Consider the following 16,425-nt stretch of genomic DNA (forward strand, 5'->3'; position numbering starts at 1 on the left):
CGCTTTATTGCCGATTGTGTATGCTTGTAAATTGGAACATAACTCATTATTTCTACTTTTTTCTCCTTCTATTGCCATTTACTTCCATAAGTCAAAAGCAAAATGAATGGAAGTTGGAAAAAGACAAAAACGGAATCCGGGTGTACTCACGCCACCTCGTTGGGAGTAAGCTCAAAGAAGTAAAAGTAACCTGTGAACTCAACGCTACCCTATCGCAACTCGTGGCTTTTGTATCAGACATCGACCACTACAAAGACGCCGTGTATCGGGTGGCGGAGGCTTATGTGGTAAAACGTGTCAGCGACCGGGAGTTTTATTACTATAGCGAGACCGAAATGACATGGCCTGTGTCAAATCGCGGTCTGGTTATCCGTATGGAGTTTGATATGGACCACCCTACCCGAACACTCCGTATCCGTGGCAATAATGCCCCAGAGTTGACTCCCCAAAAAAAGGGAGTGGTTAGAATCCCGCATTGGCATTCGCTTTGGACAGTTCAGGAAATTGACAGTAAACGGTTACGGGTAGACTATACTTTTGCCGTTGACCCAGGCGGAGAACTCCCAATTTGGCTAGTTAATGCCCTGATTGCAGTAGGGCCTTATCAGTCTTTTTCAAGCATAGAAAAACTACTGACCCGTCCCCACTACCAAAATCGTACGTTTAGTTTTTTGCAACCCTAAATTGAAGTAAATAACTCCGTACAACGCCCCAAATCATGAGAACAAAAGATGAAACTAAAGTACAGCTCATTCTCAAAACTGCCCTCAAAATGGTGGCTCGGGTGGGATTGGCGGGACTCAAAATGTCGGATTTAGCCAAAGAGGCAGGCGTAGCCACAGGAACCGTCTATATTTATTTTGAAGATAAAAATCAACTCATTTTTGAGCTATACCATTACCTGATGCACGTCAGTATCAATGATTTAGCACCGCAAATTTTAGAGACCGACCCGCTCAAAATTAAAATCAAAAAAATAACCCGTAACTACCTAGAAGACAACATAAACAACCCCGAATACGGCGCGTTTTTGGAACAATATTTTCGTTCACCGTACTTTCATAAAGAGGATTCCACCCGAGTAGAAAAAGAAATCACCAAGCAACCGCTCTACCAATTGATGGTGGAAGGCCAACGCCAAAGTCTCATCAAAGAAGCCGACCCTGAGCTGCTCGTTACTTTGGTGTACGGAATGCTGAATGAACTGGCAAAAGTGTCTGTTTATACCCAAAAGCCCCTTACTACCGCCGAATGGGAATTGACATTTAGTGTACTTTGGGATGGAATACGGAGTTAATTTAGAAAAAAGGGGGCTATCGATTAATCTTTATCGGGCCGATAAATCAATTCCCCGATAAATATCTGAGAGCTTCAGCGTTACATTAATTGATTGTAAATGAATTGTTTCTGAAAGACTAAACACGTCATCGGTGCGCCAATCTTTTTCATTTAATCGGAAGTAAGCAGAAACCAGTGCGTGTTTTTGATGAACTACCACGTATTCTTTAAATGAGGGTAGCGAACGGTATAAATAGAATTTTTCGCCCCTGTCATACTCTTCCGTAGAGGGCAACAGCACCTCCACAATCAACAATGGGTTCAGGATGGTATCTACTCGATTTTGATAAAACAACGGTTTTTCACAAATCACCACGGCATCTGGATACACAAAGCTCTCAATGGTTGGAATATGGATTTTGGTATCACTGTTGCTAACTTCAAAATATGTATTCATTAAAGCTACATTCAAGGCCGTTAAGACATTGGTAGCGATGCGGTTATGAACGTAAGAAGCGCCAGGCATTTTAGTGATTTTTCCGTCAAAATATTCCAATTTTTCCAATGATTGCGCCTCCAGTTCGAAGTATTCTTCGATGCTGTACGTGGTTTCGGGCGAAAGTAATGCAACCATAAAATAATCAGTTTTTACAAAGTTAAACGAAATTTCCTAATTTGAGCCAAATCTGACCCTGAGGATTATCATGCTCTTTTACTCCTTGCTAAAGTTTATTTTTACGGTTACGCTTCGCCTCTTTTTTCGGCGGTTTCAGGTTCACGGACTCGAAAAACTGCGGAAAGCCAAAGGCCCTTTGATTCTGGCGGTCAACCACCCCAATACTTTTATGGACCCGCTCATTGTGGCTACTTTGATACCCCGACGGGTCGCTTTTATTGCCAACGGCAGTATTTTCAACCGATTGACCCGACCCATTTTCAAGTATTTTCACGTCATTCCCGTGTACCGAAAAAAAGACACCTCTGACGTGCTACTCTCCCCCGCCGAACTCAATAAAATGACATTTCAGAGGTGTTATGATTACTTAAAAGCCAAGGGAACGGTTCTTATCTTTCCCGAAGGAACGAGCGAAATTGAGCGTCGTTTGCGCGAGCTCAAAACGGGCACCGCCCGCATTTCCTTGGGTACTGAATACGATAATAACTTCCAACTGGGTCTTCAAATTTTACCGATTGGCCTTAACTACTCCGACCCAACGCGCTTTAGAAGCGACGTATTTATCAACGTTGGCCACCCGATAGCCCTCGCTGATTTCAAAGAAAAATACAATCCAGAGTCCTTTGAAACCGTTGAAGAACTAACGGACTTAATTCAACAGCGCATGGCCGAAACGGTCATCATTACCGAAGACGAAGAAGAAGATACACTGGTAAAGCAAGTCGAAATTTTATATAAGAATCAACTCTTTGAAGAATTGGTTTTGGACAGTAAAGCCCAAAAGGACGAGTTTGGCCTCATTAAGCAAATTGTGACGGCTGTTAGGTATTTTGAGCACCACCGCCCGGCCCTGTTTCGGTCTATGCAAGTCAAAATGTCCAACTATTTGGATACGCTACACAAACTCCGTCTTTCAGATGAAATTTTCACCCAAACCCAACACCTCAGCCGCAATCTGAGAAGTACCACAATCTTACTGATTTTAGGCCTTCCAGTGTACCTATTCGGGCTGTGTTTCAATTATCTACCGTACATTTTACCTTCCAAAATTGCCCGTTTGATTTCTTCAGACATCTCCTACCGCGCCCCAATCATGATGACCCTTGGAATCTTCACATTTCCCCTCTTTTACGGACTCCAACTGGGGGCATTTCAGGCTATTTTCCAACAACCCTGGCTGACGATAGGCTTGGCAATTTGTCTGCCCCTTAGCGGTTTTTTTGTCTTGTGGTACTGGGGTCGGGCCACTCGCCTGAGACATGTATGGCAAGCGATACGGCTCTTTCGGCGTAAACCTACGCTGATGCAGACGCTTTCAAGCGAGCGCACCGCAATCTTCCAATCGCTCAACGAAGCCAAAGAGCTTTATTTGAAGTTGGGAGAATAAAACTGGCACTAGCTAGTTCTTCACCATTGCAAGCTCCGCAATCAATTGTTCCAATACCTTAGCCACGCCGTTTTCATCGTTTGATTCGGCCCTAAAACGCGCCGCTTGTTTGATGTCGGGATGGGCATTGTCCATAGCGTACGAAAAATAGGCCTGCTGCATCATTTCCAAGTCATTGAGGTAATCGCCAAAGACCATGGTTTCGGCCGCCGAGATACCGTGCAATTGCTGAAGTACGTTCATCGCTTTGCCTTTATTGGCCAAGTTATGCGACAAATCAAGCCAAATTCCTGCCGAGACCTTTACTTTAATTTCATCTTCCCACGCCTTAAAGTGCGGATAACTATTGGCCGCTGAGCCATCCAAATCACAGATACTCACTTTCAGGCATTCATCATCCACTACTTCCAGCAAATTCTCCACTACCTCGTAGCGTTCAAAATACTTGGTCAATTGCGCCCAAAAGGCGGGCTCGGTGTTTTCGACGTAGGCTTTTTTCTTACCGCAAAAAATAGGGTATGCGTTTGGGATGGGTCGGGAAGTCAGAATTAGCGAATCAACAATTTCTCTTTGCAGCGGTTGGACATACAGTTCTTGATTTTGGTAAACGACATAACTACCGTTTTCGGCCACGAAAATCACATCACCTTTAACGGGTTCAAACTGTTTTTGAAGATTGAAATACTGGCGTCCGCTGGCCGCTACAAAACGAATACCGTGGACTTTAAGGGTCGCTAAAATGGGGTAGATGGCGGGGTTTAACTCTCCTTTAGAGTTCAGCAACGTACCGTCCATGTCGGTAGCCACTAATTTTATATCTTTCATATACGACAAATGATGTATCCCAAAATTGCACAATTTCTTGCGTAGGAACGTGTTTTTATGGAATATATACCATTTAATCGCAAGATATTTTTATTCTATCAATCCGTCACATCCAACCTCGCCGCCTAAAATAAATCAACAATCCTCCTGCCAACACCGCCATGCCACCAAGGGTATAAAAATATCCGTTTGGCTGACGCAATTCTGGCATATTGTCGAAGTTCATGCCGTAGATTCCAACGATAAACGTGAGGGGCATAAAAACCGCCGAATAAATAGTGAGGGTTTTCATGACGGTATTCATGCGTGAGCTAAGCGTGGAATAGTGAATATCAATTAACCCTGTCAATAATTCACGGTTGGAGTCAATGGTTTCGATGGCAGTAATGACGTGGTCGTGCACATCGCGGAAATACGGGAACGTACTTTTGCCAATGAGTTTGGAATTTTCGCGCAGGCCCTGGCTCAGCATATCACGCAATGGCAATACGTACTTGCGCATGAGGGTAAGCTGGCGCTTCATGCTATACAGTTCGCTGATGGGATCCTTGTGTTTTCCAGCCAAAATCAGCCCTTCCAGTTCTTCCAACTCCTCGCTCATACGTTCAAGGATTTCGAGGTAGTTATCCACAATCAAATCAATCAATGAAAACAGCAGATAATCCGCCCCGTTGCGGCGCGTTTTTCCAACCGATGCTTTGATTCTGTCCAAAACGGGGCCAAAAATATCGCCTGTGCGTTTTTCCTGAAACGAAATCAGGTAATTGCTACCCAACAAAAAACTCACGTGCTCCGCTTCGATTTCTCCCGCCTCATCTCGCCAATAAAGCATTTTGAGGGACACAAACACGTAGGTTTCGTTGAAAAACTCAATCTTGGGCTTTTGCCGGGTATTCATGATGTCTTCCAACAAAAGCGGATGAATATTGTGCAACTGCCCCACGGCCTCAATGACGCCCGACTCGTGAATCCCATCCACATCTAGCCAGCTGATGTAGGGTTTATCGCCCGAAATCTGGCAATCTTTGATTTGTTTGATGGTGTGTTGCTCGTGGTATTGCTCGTTGTATTTAACGATTTTAAGGGTGGTATCTTTTGCCACTTCTGGCCCCACATACACCAATGTACCAGGAGAAAGGCCAAACGTAGAGGTATTGGGTGGGGGTGTCATGGGTTGTTGATTTGTGGTTTTCGGTCGCCGATTTTAGTAGGTGAATGTTACTATTGAGCCATCAATCGCAGCACTTTTTCTATGTCTTCGGGCGTGTCGATGCAATGACTTTCGTAGGACGTAAGCCCCATTTTGATTTTAAAACCGTTTTGAATCCAACGCAACTGCTCCAACGATTCGGCTTTTTCTAAACTAGAAACGGGCAGTTTGGTAATTTTCTCCAAAATATCGGACCGGTACGCATACATTCCCACCTGACGATAATAAGTGTGGTGCTGATGCCATTCTTTGGGGTCAACTCCTTTCAGAAAAGGCAATACCTGACGGCTGAAATATATGGCTTCAAAATTCTGATTCACAATCACTTTAGCCTCCCCCACATCAAAAAGCACCTCATGGTCGCTCACGGGAATCATCTGCGAAGCCAACTCTACACTCCCGTCCAAAACCGCTCCCAACTCATCAATCTGCTCAGGTGCCACGAAGGGTTCATCGCCTTGAATGTTGATGATGTAATGGGTTTCGGGTTTGGAGTTCACGGTTGTTTCTGAATTTTTAAACTGTAAACCGTGAACTGTAAACTGATACGCCTCCCAACACCGGTCGGTGCCACTTGGGTGGTCGGGGTGAGTCATAACGGCCTTACCACCAAACGCTTGTACGTGTTGGAGGATGCGCTCATCGTCGGTAGCGACAATCACTTCCGACAGGCATTTGGCCTGCGACGCCTGCTCATACACGCGCTGAATCATGCTTTTGCCCTGAATATCAATGAGGGGTTTGCCCGGAAAACGCGTCGAAGCGTAGCGAGCGGGAATAATACCGATAATCATTTCACAACTTTGTTAGAACTGCGAAGTACGGAAAATTACCGCAAAATCTCTTTACAACTAGGGTAAAATCGGTGATTAGGGCGTAGTTACAGGTATTGAAAGTGTGCCCAAACAAGTAGAAGCATGAGTTTTAATTACGTAAGAAATGTTGCTGGAATACCCCAACATCGCTATCACGCAAAGACACTCAATTCCAATTCAAAACCAGGCAGCACCTCTTCGCCTGACACCTTCCCTGCTGAAAACGGTACCCGCTCCACCGTTCCGTTTTGGCGATATATCCACACTTCTTGGCCCGCCAAATCAATCAGCCAACCCAATCGTACGCCATTTTGAATGTAGGCATTCATTTTGAGTTGGAGCTTCGGGAGACTGTCGGTTTTGGAGCGAAGCTCGGCCACAAAATCGGGGGCGATGTGGGCAAACTGATTTTTTTCACTTTCGGGCAACGCGTCAAAACGGGCTTTCAGAATAAAAGATGCATCAGGGGCTCGCATAGAACCGTCGGCAAACGTAAACCCCGCCGACGAACTGAACGTATAGCCTAAATTGGAAGAGTGGTTCCACAATTCGAGAATGAACAAGAGCTTATTCTCGTAAAAACCTGAAAGTGTATTGGTTGGTGACATAATAATAATATTCCCGTCGGCATCTCGTTCGATGTTGAGTTCGTCGTTCATGCGACAAAACGCCAAAAACGCGGCATCATCCCACCGAATTTCGTCGGGAAGCCTGAGTACGTATTCATCCAATGCGACCATAATCTCTGACCGTTTTTTATTCAAAAATAACAATTTCAGCCCCAAAACCCAAAAGTCATTGAAAAGCCGTAATTTTGCACCCTAATTAACACAATTGTCTATTGTTGTCAGTGATTTTGAGGGAATTAGTTAAGTATTTAAGCCATTCTCACTACTCACTGCTCACTACTGAATACTAACTATGGAATACAATCACCGCGAAATTGAAAAAAAATGGCAGCAGTTTTGGGAAAACAACCAAACCTACAAAACTGATATTGACCACAATAAGCCCAAGTACTACGTCCTCGACATGTTTCCTTATCCTTCGGGAGCCGGACTGCATGTAGGGCACCCGCTGGGCTACATTGCTTCTGACATTATTTCGCGTTATAAAAGACTCAAAGGCTTTAACGTGCTGCATCCGATGGGCTTCGACAGCTTTGGGCTTCCTGCCGAGCAGTATGCCATCCAAACGGGTCAGCACCCTGCCATAACGACCGAGCAAAACATCAGTACGTTTATCAGTCAAATGAAAAACATCGGTTTCAGCTACGACTGGAGCCGCGAAGTCCGCACGTCTGACCCCAATTATTACAAATGGACGCAGTGGATTTTCATGCAACTGTTCAACCATTATTACGACAAAGACGCCGACAAAGCCCTGCCCATCAATCACTTGGTTGCGCAGTTTGAAAAAGGAGGCTCCGCCGCAGTCAATGCCGTTTGCGACGAAGAAACGCCTGAATTTACCGCCGAAGACTGGAACGCCATGAGCGAAAAGGAGCAGCAAATCCTGCTGTTGAAATACCGCTTTACCTTCCCCGAAGAATCTTACGTCAACTGGTGCCCGGGCTTAGGAACGGTATTGTCCAACGACGAAGTAAAAGACGGTGTTTCGGAGCGCGGGGGCTTTCCGGTGGAGCGTAAATTGATGAAACAGTGGGCTATGCGCATCACCGCCTACGCCGACCGCCTGTTGACCGGCTTAGACACCATCGACTGGCCCGAACCCTTGAAAGAGCAACAACGCAACTGGATTGGAAAAAGCGTAGGAGCAAGTGTGAAGTTTAAAGTAGCCAGTGAAAACAGCGATGCCCTTAACATCGAGGTGTTTACCACCCGCGTGGACACCATCTACGGCGTTAGCTTCATGGTGCTGGCTCCCGAGCACGAATGGGCGTTGGAATTGACCACTCCTGAGCAAAAAGAGGCCGTCGAAACCTACATCAAATGGGCCGCCAGCCGCAGCGAAGTAGACCGCATGGCCGAAAAGAAAGTGACGGGCGTGTTTACGGGCAGCTATTGCATCAATCCGTTGAGCGAAGAAAAAGTACCCATTTTCTTGGCCGATTACGTGTTGGCAGGCTACGGAACGGGGGCCGTTATGGGCGTACCTTCGGGCGACCAGCGCGACTGGAACTTCGCCACAAACTTTGGTTTGCCGATTGTCCCGATTTTGGACAGCCAGAAAGACATTGATCAACAAGCCGATAACACCAAAGAAGGGACTTACATCAACTCGGGCATCATCAACGGTATGACCTACAAAAAGGCCACCGATACGTTGATTGGCTGGTTGGAAGAGCGCAAATTGGGCAAAGGAAAAGTGCAATATCGCCTGCGTAATGCCGTTTTTAGCCGTCAGCGCTACTGGGGCGAGCCGGTGCCCGTTTATTTTAAAGATGATGTTCCTTATCTGATTGATGAAAGTGAATTGCCTTTAGAATTGCCCAAAATCGATAAATATCTCCCCACCGAAACGGGCGAGCCGCCACTGGGCCGCGCCGAAGGCTGGAAATATAAAAATGAATACGAATACGAATTGAGCACCATGCCTGGCTGGGCTGGCTCCTCGTGGTATTGGTACCGCTACATGGACCCGCAAAACAACGACGCTTTTGCCTCCAAAGAGGCCATCGATTATTGGCAGCGCGTTGACTTTTATTTGGGCGGCTCCGAGCACGCCACGGGACACTTGCTATACAGCCGTTTTTGGAATAAATTCCTGAAAGACCTGGGCCTCGTACCGCACGAAGAGTTTGCGGCTAAGCTATTGAATCAGGGCATGATTCAGGGGGTTACTGAATTTGCTTATTGCCTAAAAAGGGAAAGTTTTATATATAAAGAACAAATTGAAGGTAAAGAACTTGTAATACCAACCTTGCATGGAAATGAAGGCATAATTTCTGCAGATGAAATTGAAGAATTATTTTTTAGTGGTGATATGATTGAGGAATTAAAGAGTAAATATCCATCATTTGAGTTTTATGTACAGCGTTTACCTATTAACCATATTACGAATAATACAGTAAACGTAGAAAGTTTAATCAGTAAAAATCCATTTCGTTTTAAATCATCAATTTTTGTAGTTAAAAATGGATGGTGGTATGCTGGAGGGGGGCAACCCAAATTTAGTAATTCTATTTTAGAGCCAGCAAAGTTTTTGACATATTCAGAAGTTGAAAAAATGTCAAAGTCAAAACTAAACGTCGTCAATCCTGATGATATCATTGAGAAATACGGGGCTGATACGCTGCGTATGTACGAAATGTTTTTAGGGCCGTTGACCGATGCCAAACCCTGGAACATGAACGGCATCAGCGGTACGTTCAACTTCCTGCGTAAATTCTGGCGGTTGTTTTTTGAAGACCAGAGCGGCAAACAAAAATGGACCGATGCCGAGCCGACCGCCGAGGAGTTGAAGGTATTGCACCGCACCATCAAACGCGTGGAAGAAGACATCGAGCGGCTTTCGTTCAATACCGTCGTGTCTACGTTTATGATTGCAGTCAATGATTTGAGCGATTTGAAATGCCACAAAAAAGCGATTTTACAAGATATGCTTATTTTGTTGGCGCCGTATGCCCCGCATATTACCGAAGAATTGTGGGTGGCATTGGGCAATGAAGCGGGTACTATTTCGGCGGCGTCATTCCCTGTTTTCAATCCTAAATACTTGGAAGAAAGCGCATTTGAATATCCGATTCAAATCAATGGCAAAGTGCGCGCCAACATTCCGTTCCCCGTAGATATGTCCAAAGAAGATATTGAGCAGGGCGTATTGGCCAACGAAACGGTACAGAAATGGCTCGAAGGCAAAGCCCCTAAAAAAGTGGTAGTAGTGCCAAAACGAATTGTCAACGTCGTGTTGTAAACATCAACGTCGGCAAGGTTTTGAACCTTGCCGACGTTACAAAATCATTCAGAAATGGCTCGAAGGCAAAGCCCCTAAAAAAGTGGTGGTTGTGCCAAAACGAATTGTCAACGTCGTGTTGTAAACATCAACGTCGGCAAGGTTTTGAACCTTGCCGACGCTATGGTAAATCATCATTTTCGGGCTGCTTGTTTGATAGCGTATCTACTTTTTTTGATTCTCATGGCGGAATTTCTCCCTATTAGAACCTAACCAATATCTTTTATCTGCCAACCGTTTATCACGATACTTTTCGTAGTAATCGTTCGTCATTAAATCAAGTTGAAATTTGTACTTAAAACCAATGGTCGCTTGGGCATTTTTGTACAATTTACTTAGAAATACCTGAGAAAAATCTGACGCTTTGTATTTATTCAATGCGGTATTAGAGACTTTTTTTTCGTCAATCCATACCCCATAAACCTTTGCATCTTTGTAAGCTTCAAATTCTCTTTCGGTAGGAGTAATGCGAGGTAAAGGGCTTAAAGGCGGATTCATTGCCCAGTTCTGTTTTAACTGCTGTTCTTTACTCATCGCCCTAAAAATTACCTCCAAACGTGCTCGGTCCGGCTCAGACGGCCTATCTAAACGATAAATCTCTTTCCCATCTTTCCCCCCTCTTGTTAAATATTTTTCAACAATTTGCTGATATTCCTCCACCAATGCCTGCGAAACTCCGTCTTTATTGGATTCAGCTTCCTGAGCGGGTTTTGGAGTAACAGAGGGCGGTGTTTGTGCAAAGCTGATGTCGCTAAAAATAAAGACCAACGCTGAAAAAACGCATAAAGCTGTCGTTTGAAGCAAGTATGCACGCTTCGTTGAAGTGAATTTGTTCATCATTTTAAACCGTTTTTTGGTGAGGAGATAATTGAAAGAGCTCGCCAGTGTCACGCCGCTGTGTAGGCTTATTTTATGAAGTAATAAATACTGATACGCAGGTGGATTTCGGTGCGTTTTAATCACCCAATCATCCGCCAAAAATTCGTGATTAAGCCTAATCGCCCGACGATACAGCCACACGGCGGGATTCCACCAGCAAAACGCCAGAAAGATTTCTATAAATATGACATCCAACGTATGACGCTGACGGATATGCGCCTGTTCATGCTGTAGGATTTCGGCTTCTATTTCGTCGTTTTCAAATGCCCGGCGATTGACAAAAACATACTTACCGAAACTGTAAGGGGTATTATTCTGCGGTATCAATACCAAGTTCATTTCACCCATTTTCACGGTCGGATGGGTGAAAATCATTTGCCAAAAAGAATACAGATTTTTAGTAAAACGAAGCAGAAAGGCAAGGGTAATTACCCCATAAAGTCCCCACAGATACGTCGTCAAAGGCAGCGTATCTGTAACCGCTGAAATTGAAACGGGGTCATTGGGAGTAAGTGGCCCGGATTGAATGACGGTCGATAGTGTTGGCGTTTTTTCAACAACGGACGGGAGCGTTTCAACGGGCAATTCGTACGAAACAAGGGGAATAAACCCCGAAAACAACAGGCTGAATAACAGGTAGAAGCGATTAAAAACAGGCATTTTTTCTTTTTCCAATACCAAATGATACAGAATCAGTAACAATGCCGAGCAGACGGCAAATTTGAAGAGATAAATGCTCATGGCTTTTTATGTTTAAGTTGTTCGTCAATCACTCGTTTCAAGTCCTCCAATTCCTCTTTGGTGAGGTCGGAGGTATTTGTAAAAAAGGAGGCAAATTGCGCTACCGAATTCCCGAAGAAATTTTTAATGATGCCGCGAACGTGTTTAGAAAAATAATCCTCTTTGGAAACCAAGGCATAATACTGCCGCGAATTTCCGAAAAGAGTATACCCAACAAAACCTTTTTCCTGCATCCGTTTGAGCAACGTAGCCACGGTAGTGGAGGCGGGTTTAGGGTCGGGCGAGGCATCAATTAGGTCTTTCATAAAGACCGTTCCCTGCTGCCAGATTACCTCCATTAATTGTTCTTCAGATTTAGAAAGTTGCATATGCTCTACAATTTGATACTTTGTTCTACAAATGTAGAATATAAAAAATTCAAAGCAAATTTCCGGGTAGATATTTTGAGATTATTTTCTATTTTTGATTGAATAAAACAGCGTAGCCATGAACAATTTTGCAAACAGCAAAGTCATAAAATTGTCTTTTTTCGTCCTATTGGCCACTTTGATTGTGGCAGGCTGCAAAAAGAAGGATATTTGGCCCAAAGAAACGTATGAAATGTTGAATAAACGCTCCATCAAATTAGTTACTTATAGCAATTCCCGCTTGAGTCAGTTCAGCTTCCAAGAAAGCGCCAATAAACACGTAGCAGTTTATACAAATCAGTTCATGGATTTGAGCCAATGCAATGATTGCGGACACCCTTTCATTGCTTTCGAAGTGGACCCTTTACTTTCTGAATTCAGCTATTCTTCTGCGCAGGATTTGGAAAATATTCACGCTATAAGCGGAGTAACGAGCAGTTTCTTTGGCCCATATGCTTATCCTATTCGTTCGGGCAGTATTACAGGAAAAAAAACCACCGACTATTCATGGATTATCACCATTGATTTACCAGCCGATAGTACCAAGACAAATGAATCCCGTAAAATAAAAGGCGTATTTACGCTGAAGTAATTATTGTTTAAGCCATAGGAAACGCGCTTCACTTGTTATAAAACAACTTTTCGCTCCACTTCAATGAATCTGGAAAAGGGAGATGATATTTGGAAAAATCAGACCAGAAAATCAATACACGGTGTTTTGACGGGTCTTTTGAAGAAAGGATGACAGGAAATTTTTTATGCTTTATCAGTTCCCTTTTATGCCCAGTAAATTCTACAAAATAACGCTTGTATTTGTAATCAATATCTTCTCTGAATAGCCTATTTTTATGTTGATAGTGGTAATGAAACCTCAAATACAGCGTCCCCGTTTTGGTGTGATATTTTTCTTCAACACCATCAATCGTTGCTATTTCAAAAGTCTGATTATGAAAGATTTCTTTCTTCTCACGAGATTTTATTATACTCATAAAAAGAAAAGGTAGTGCTATTAACACATACCCCCAAATCCCGAAAAACATTGCTGCTTCAAAGTTCCACTTTTGTTCTTTGGGTAGACCTTCCATTTACGTGTATCTCAGTATTGTTTTTAGTCATCCCCTGATTTTTTCAACGTCGAAGGGCACACAAAATCGGTGGTGGTGATACGGCCCGACTTTTGAATGGCGGCAAAGCCGCCGTCAATGTCTACAAGATTGTCGTAGCCCCGGGATTTGAGAATCGAAGCGGCCATCATGGAGCGATAGCCCCCTGCGCAGTGGATATACATCGTTTCTTTTTTGGGAAACTCGGCCATCAAATCGTTGATATTATCCAACGGAAAATTTTTAGCGCCATCTACGTGCTCGGCCGAAAACTCACCGGGTTTACGAACGTCGATGATGGGCAAATTTTTGTCTTTTTCAAGGCGACTGGCCAATTCATCGGCCGAAATTGAGCTGATTTCATCCACTTCATTTCCGCTTTCGCGCCAAGCGTCAAAGCCGCCGTCTAAGTAGCCAATCACATTATCGTAGCCCACCCGCGCCAAACGCAGAATGGATTCCTGCGCTTTTCCTTTCTCGGTGACCAACAATAATTCTTGCTTTACGTCGGGAATCAACGCGCCTACCCACGGGGCAAATTGGCCGCCCAGACCGATGTTGATAGAATTAGGAATAAAGCCTTTGCTGAAAAGCTGTGCGCCGCGGGTGTCCAATACCACAGCGCCCGTTTCGTTGGCGGCGGCCTCAAAAGCCGACGGCGACAAGGCGTGCGCCGCGCGTTTCATCACGGTATCTATGCTTTCGTAGCCTTCTTTGTTCATCTGAACATTCTGAGGGAAGTACTGCGGCGGCTTCGCCAATCCAGCGGTTACTTCCTTGATAAACTCCGCTTTAGTCATATCGGCACGGAGGGCATAATTGAACATTTTCTGGTTACCGAGCGTGTCAGTGGTTTCTTTGCTCATATTTTTGCCGCAGGCAGAGCCAGCTCCGTGGGCGGGGTAAACGATGACTTCGTTGGGCAAAGTCATGATTTTGTTACGGAGAGAATCATACAAAAAACCCGCCAAGTCGTCCATGGTCAGGTCTGATTTTTGGGCCAAATCAGGCCTCCCCACATCGCCAATAAAGAGGGTATCGCCGCTAAAAAGCGCTTTTTCTTGCCCATTTTCATCCAACAATAAGTAGCAGGTTGACTCCAAGGTATGCCCCGGCGTATGAATGGCTTTCAAGGTGATTTTTCCTACCGAAAAAAGTTCTCCGTCCGTGGCAATGTGCGCCTCAAAACCCGTTTTGGCATTGGGCCCATAGACAATCGGAGCACCCGTTTTTTTGGATAAATCCAAGTGGCCCGACACAAAATCAGCGTGAAAGTGGGTTTCAAAAACATACTTAATTTTGGCTCCGTCGCGGGCGGCACGTTCGATGTAGGGCGTTACTTCGCGGAGTGGGTCAATGACCGCCACTTCGCCTTCACTTTCAATATAATACGCTCCCTGCGCCAGACAACCGGTATAAATTTGTTCGATTTTCATCTTCGTATGAATTACATCCCATTTTCACTACTCAATGAATCAAATTTAAAAGGGCTTAGTTCCGCGTCGCCCCCAAAATCACATTGAAGCCTCTTTTACGTTAGCATCAAAAATCCCCGTCAACACCTGACCATTTCGTTTGATTTGCAGAAAAATCCGGTACTGCCCTGCTTTCGGGAATGCGTACGGAAACACAATTCGGTTTTCATGTTTCATACCTTCCATATCGTGCGCGCTCATGCCGCTCATGCTTGCCATCAACAGCCTGTCACGCTCAGCAGGGGCCAGCAGTTTCAGGCCTGCAATGTAGCGGTCAATGCTATCCCGAAAGGCTTTGGCATCGCTGGAATACCGAAAAATTTTGGTGGTATCGGCAATACGGTTTTGCATGATTTGCTGCGCCGCCATCGAATACGTGCCTACAGGATGTAAGTGAATGTAGACCGAGCCATCGGAGCGCACAATGGCAGCGTGGCCATTCATGCCCAGATACGGCTCCAATACCGCAGGTTTTCCGTCGGGACCGAAGACTTCAAAAGCCAGTTGATAAGGTTTCCCTGCCTCAAACGAAACTTCTGGTTTGCCTTCCCACACGATGGAGGTGCCATCTTTCAGTTTGGTTTTGGTGCCCGGCTTTCCGCAAATAACCACATTTTCATCAACGGGGATTTGCTTGGGATTGTTGAGCGGGTCGGTCACCACGTATGTATCTTCGGGGTCGGTTTTCAATGCTGCATTACCGTATATTTCGGGAATATCAATGGTATCCGTAATGGTTTCGGCAAAGCCTGAGCGCTGCACTACGTCGGCATAAACCAAGTACCTTCCAGCGGGCAATTTGGGTAAATACGCCTCAAAGGTGGTCGTATCACGACGCTCAGGGTGAAGATGCGCAAAGGCATCCAGCGTATTTTGGCGTACCAAAAACAAGTGCATCAATTTGCCGTGGTCAGGGATGAGAAAGCTCATCACCGTACGGCGTTGTGAGCTTTTATTGATAGAATTGGTATCTACTGTCAGTTGAAAAACGCGCTCATTGTTTTGGTTAATAATCTTGGCACTTCCCAAAATAGGCTTATACATGTACCTTTTATAATCATCCGCCCAGCTATTCCACCAACTACTCCCGATGTAGAGTATCCCAGTACAGGCCACTGCCGCCACCCCCATCGAAACCCAGCGCGAACGACGCTGTTTTGGGGTAAGACTGGCTCCTTTTCTGAGCAAACCGTCGCTGGCACTGGCGCCGATGGCGGTAATTAAAATCACGACCAATAACAACCCCAAAATACTCAGCAGTACGCCCAAACCTGCGGGCATGTCACGTTGGGCCGTCGAAACCGCCACAATCGGAACAATCAATTCTTTTTTGCCATCGTCGCCATCCAGCGTAATCTGCACACTGGAGGCACCACCCGCCATGAGCCACACGATTCCCTGAAACTGTCCCGCTTGATTTGGCACGGGGCTGATAACATCAGAAGACGGAGCACCTTTGTCACCCGTACGAAAATAAATGGGCCGCGCCAGTACACCGGTTACGTTTCCGCTTTCCACATAGACCGTCACCTGCGCCGTACCCGGAATGACATCGGGTGGTTGCAAACTGACCAACACGCGATAAGCACCCGCCTGCCCCTGAAACAGCACGCCAGCACTGCCCACGTGCGCCATGGAAGCAATCGAATATAAAAGACAAAAAGAAAAAACAACGAAAAAGGAAAAGGCTTTCAGAAGACGCATGTTCAGGAAT

16 protein-coding genes are annotated in these 16,425 nt (G+C 45.1%); 5 read left to right on the forward strand and 11 right to left on the reverse strand.

Going from position 1 to position 16,425, the window contains the following annotated elements; translation table 11 throughout:
• Positions 1-113 precede the first annotated feature (113 nt).
• Both NCI00_RS00435 and NCI00_RS00440 read left to right on the forward strand, forming a co-directional pair.
• Positions 114-683, forward strand: coding sequence for an SRPBCC family protein (locus NCI00_RS00435; protein WP_253523844.1), 570 nt, complete (start codon positions 114-116; stop codon positions 681-683).
• Between the two features lie 35 nt (positions 684-718).
• Complete coding sequence (locus NCI00_RS00440; RefSeq protein WP_253523847.1) at positions 719-1,297, forward strand: TetR/AcrR family transcriptional regulator; 579 nt, start codon at positions 719-721, stop codon at positions 1,295-1,297.
• A gap of 30 nt (positions 1,298-1,327) precedes the next feature.
• Here the strand turns inward: NCI00_RS00440 and NCI00_RS00445 are convergent, their stop codons facing one another.
• Complete coding sequence (locus NCI00_RS00445) at positions 1,328-1,912, reverse strand: Uma2 family endonuclease (RefSeq protein WP_253523849.1); 585 nt, start codon at positions 1,910-1,912, stop codon at positions 1,328-1,330.
• Between the two features lie 70 nt (positions 1,913-1,982).
• Here NCI00_RS00445 and NCI00_RS00450 point away from each other — a divergent pair, with 70 nt between their 5' ends.
• A complete protein-coding gene (locus NCI00_RS00450; protein WP_253523851.1) occupies positions 1,983-3,341 on the forward strand; it encodes a lysophospholipid acyltransferase family protein in 1,359 nt (452 codons plus the stop codon).
• A gap of 12 nt (positions 3,342-3,353) precedes the next feature.
• On the opposite strand, the gene NCI00_RS00455 is transcribed toward NCI00_RS00450, so the two are convergent.
• The 4 genes from NCI00_RS00455 to NCI00_RS00470 form a co-directional block, all read right to left on the reverse strand.
• The gene (locus NCI00_RS00455; RefSeq protein ID WP_253523855.1) at positions 3,354-4,166 is read right to left on the reverse strand and encodes an HAD family hydrolase; all 813 of its coding nucleotides are present in this window, start codon (positions 4,164-4,166) and stop codon (positions 3,354-3,356) included.
• Between the two features lie 106 nt (positions 4,167-4,272).
• Positions 4,273-5,337, reverse strand: coding sequence for a magnesium/cobalt transporter CorA (gene corA / locus NCI00_RS00460; RefSeq protein WP_253523857.1), 1,065 nt, complete (start codon positions 5,335-5,337; stop codon positions 4,273-4,275).
• 50 nt (positions 5,338-5,387) lie between these two features.
• A complete protein-coding gene (gene kdsB / locus NCI00_RS00465) occupies positions 5,388-6,170 on the reverse strand; it encodes a 3-deoxy-manno-octulosonate cytidylyltransferase (RefSeq protein ID WP_253523859.1) in 783 nt (260 codons plus the stop codon).
• Between the two features lie 173 nt (positions 6,171-6,343).
• On the reverse strand, positions 6,344-6,931 hold the full coding sequence (locus NCI00_RS00470) for a Uma2 family endonuclease (protein WP_253523860.1): 588 nt from the start codon (positions 6,929-6,931) through the stop codon (positions 6,344-6,346).
• A gap of 181 nt (positions 6,932-7,112) precedes the next feature.
• Here NCI00_RS00470 and NCI00_RS29550 point away from each other — a divergent pair, with 181 nt between their 5' ends.
• Positions 7,113-10,067 (forward strand): leucine--tRNA ligase, encoded by a 2,955-nt coding sequence (locus tag NCI00_RS29550; protein WP_253523862.1) that lies wholly within the window; start codon positions 7,113-7,115, stop codon positions 10,065-10,067.
• Positions 10,068-10,115: 48 nt separating this feature from the next.
• Here NCI00_RS29550 and NCI00_RS29360 read toward each other — a convergent pair whose 3' ends face one another.
• From NCI00_RS29360 to NCI00_RS00485, 3 genes are read right to left on the reverse strand one after another with little or no spacing between them, the layout of a single operon-like run.
• On the reverse strand, positions 10,116-10,244 hold the full coding sequence (locus tag NCI00_RS29360; protein ID WP_256498176.1) for a hypothetical protein: 129 nt from the start codon (positions 10,242-10,244) through the stop codon (positions 10,116-10,118).
• 27 nt (positions 10,245-10,271) lie between these two features.
• A complete protein-coding gene (locus NCI00_RS00480) occupies positions 10,272-11,726 on the reverse strand; it encodes a M56 family metallopeptidase (protein ID WP_253523864.1) in 1,455 nt (484 codons plus the stop codon).
• A complete protein-coding gene (locus NCI00_RS00485; protein WP_253523866.1) occupies positions 11,723-12,094 on the reverse strand; it encodes a BlaI/MecI/CopY family transcriptional regulator in 372 nt (123 codons plus the stop codon). Before NCI00_RS00485 ends, NCI00_RS00480 begins: the two co-directional genes overlap by 4 nt.
• Positions 12,095-12,212: 118 nt before the next feature.
• Here NCI00_RS00485 and NCI00_RS00490 point away from each other — a divergent pair, with 118 nt between their 5' ends.
• Positions 12,213-12,725, forward strand: coding sequence for a hypothetical protein (locus tag NCI00_RS00490; protein WP_253523869.1), 513 nt, complete (start codon positions 12,213-12,215; stop codon positions 12,723-12,725).
• 28 nt (positions 12,726-12,753) lie between these two features.
• Here the strand turns inward: NCI00_RS00490 and NCI00_RS00495 are convergent, their stop codons facing one another.
• The 3 genes from NCI00_RS00495 to NCI00_RS00505 all read right to left on the reverse strand — a co-directional run bounded on the left by NCI00_RS00495 (position 12,754) and on the right by NCI00_RS00505 (position 16,415).
• Positions 12,754-13,218: a hypothetical protein gene (locus tag NCI00_RS00495; RefSeq protein WP_253523873.1), complete on the reverse strand. Its 465-nt coding sequence runs from the start codon at positions 13,216-13,218 to the stop codon at positions 12,754-12,756.
• A gap of 23 nt (positions 13,219-13,241) precedes the next feature.
• Entirely contained in the window at positions 13,242-14,672 is a 1,431-nt protein-coding gene (locus NCI00_RS00500) for an MBL fold metallo-hydrolase (protein ID WP_253523875.1), read from the reverse strand.
• A 78-nt stretch (positions 14,673-14,750) separates the two neighbouring features.
• Entirely contained in the window at positions 14,751-16,415 is a 1,665-nt protein-coding gene (locus tag NCI00_RS00505; protein WP_253523877.1) for a DUF8832 domain-containing protein, read from the reverse strand.
• Positions 16,416-16,425: the final 10 nt, after the last annotated feature.

Origin of the sequence: Runella salmonicolor, assembly GCF_024158025.1 — a bacterium.
Classification (GTDB): Bacteria; Bacteroidota; Bacteroidia; order Cytophagales; family Spirosomataceae; genus Runella; species Runella salmonicolor.

Coding starts and splice junctions, on each gene's coding strand:
- NCI00_RS00440 (WP_253523847.1), top strand. CDS start 719: ATGAGAACAAAAGATGAAACTAAAGTACAGCTCATTCTCAAAACTGCC.
- NCI00_RS00445 (WP_253523849.1), bottom strand. CDS start 1,912: ATGGTTGCATTACTTTCGCCCGAAACCACGTACAGCATCGAAGAATAC.
- NCI00_RS00450 (WP_253523851.1), top strand. CDS start 1,983: ATGCTCTTTTACTCCTTGCTAAAGTTTATTTTTACGGTTACGCTTCGC.
- NCI00_RS00455 (WP_253523855.1), bottom strand. CDS start 4,166: ATGAAAGATATAAAATTAGTGGCTACCGACATGGACGGTACGTTGCTG.
- corA (WP_253523857.1), bottom strand. CDS start 5,337: ATGACACCCCCACCCAATACCTCTACGTTTGGCCTTTCTCCTGGTACA.
- kdsB (WP_253523859.1), bottom strand. CDS start 6,170: ATGATTATCGGTATTATTCCCGCTCGCTACGCTTCGACGCGTTTTCCG.
- NCI00_RS00470 (WP_253523860.1), bottom strand. CDS start 6,931: ATGGTCGCATTGGATGAATACGTACTCAGGCTTCCCGACGAAATTCGG.
- NCI00_RS29550 (WP_253523862.1), top strand. CDS start 7,113: ATGGAATACAATCACCGCGAAATTGAAAAAAAATGGCAGCAGTTTTGG.
- NCI00_RS29360 (WP_256498176.1), bottom strand. CDS start 10,244: ATGATGATTTACCATAGCGTCGGCAAGGTTCAAAACCTTGCCGACGTT.
- NCI00_RS00480 (WP_253523864.1), bottom strand. CDS start 11,726: ATGAGCATTTATCTCTTCAAATTTGCCGTCTGCTCGGCATTGTTACTG.
- NCI00_RS00485 (WP_253523866.1), bottom strand. CDS start 12,094: ATGCAACTTTCTAAATCTGAAGAACAATTAATGGAGGTAATCTGGCAG.
- NCI00_RS00490 (WP_253523869.1), top strand. CDS start 12,213: ATGAACAATTTTGCAAACAGCAAAGTCATAAAATTGTCTTTTTTCGTC.
- NCI00_RS00495 (WP_253523873.1), bottom strand. CDS start 13,218: ATGGAAGGTCTACCCAAAGAACAAAAGTGGAACTTTGAAGCAGCAATG.
- NCI00_RS00500 (WP_253523875.1), bottom strand. CDS start 14,672: ATGAAAATCGAACAAATTTATACCGGTTGTCTGGCGCAGGGAGCGTAT.
- NCI00_RS00505 (WP_253523877.1), bottom strand. CDS start 16,415: ATGCGTCTTCTGAAAGCCTTTTCCTTTTTCGTTGTTTTTTCTTTTTGT.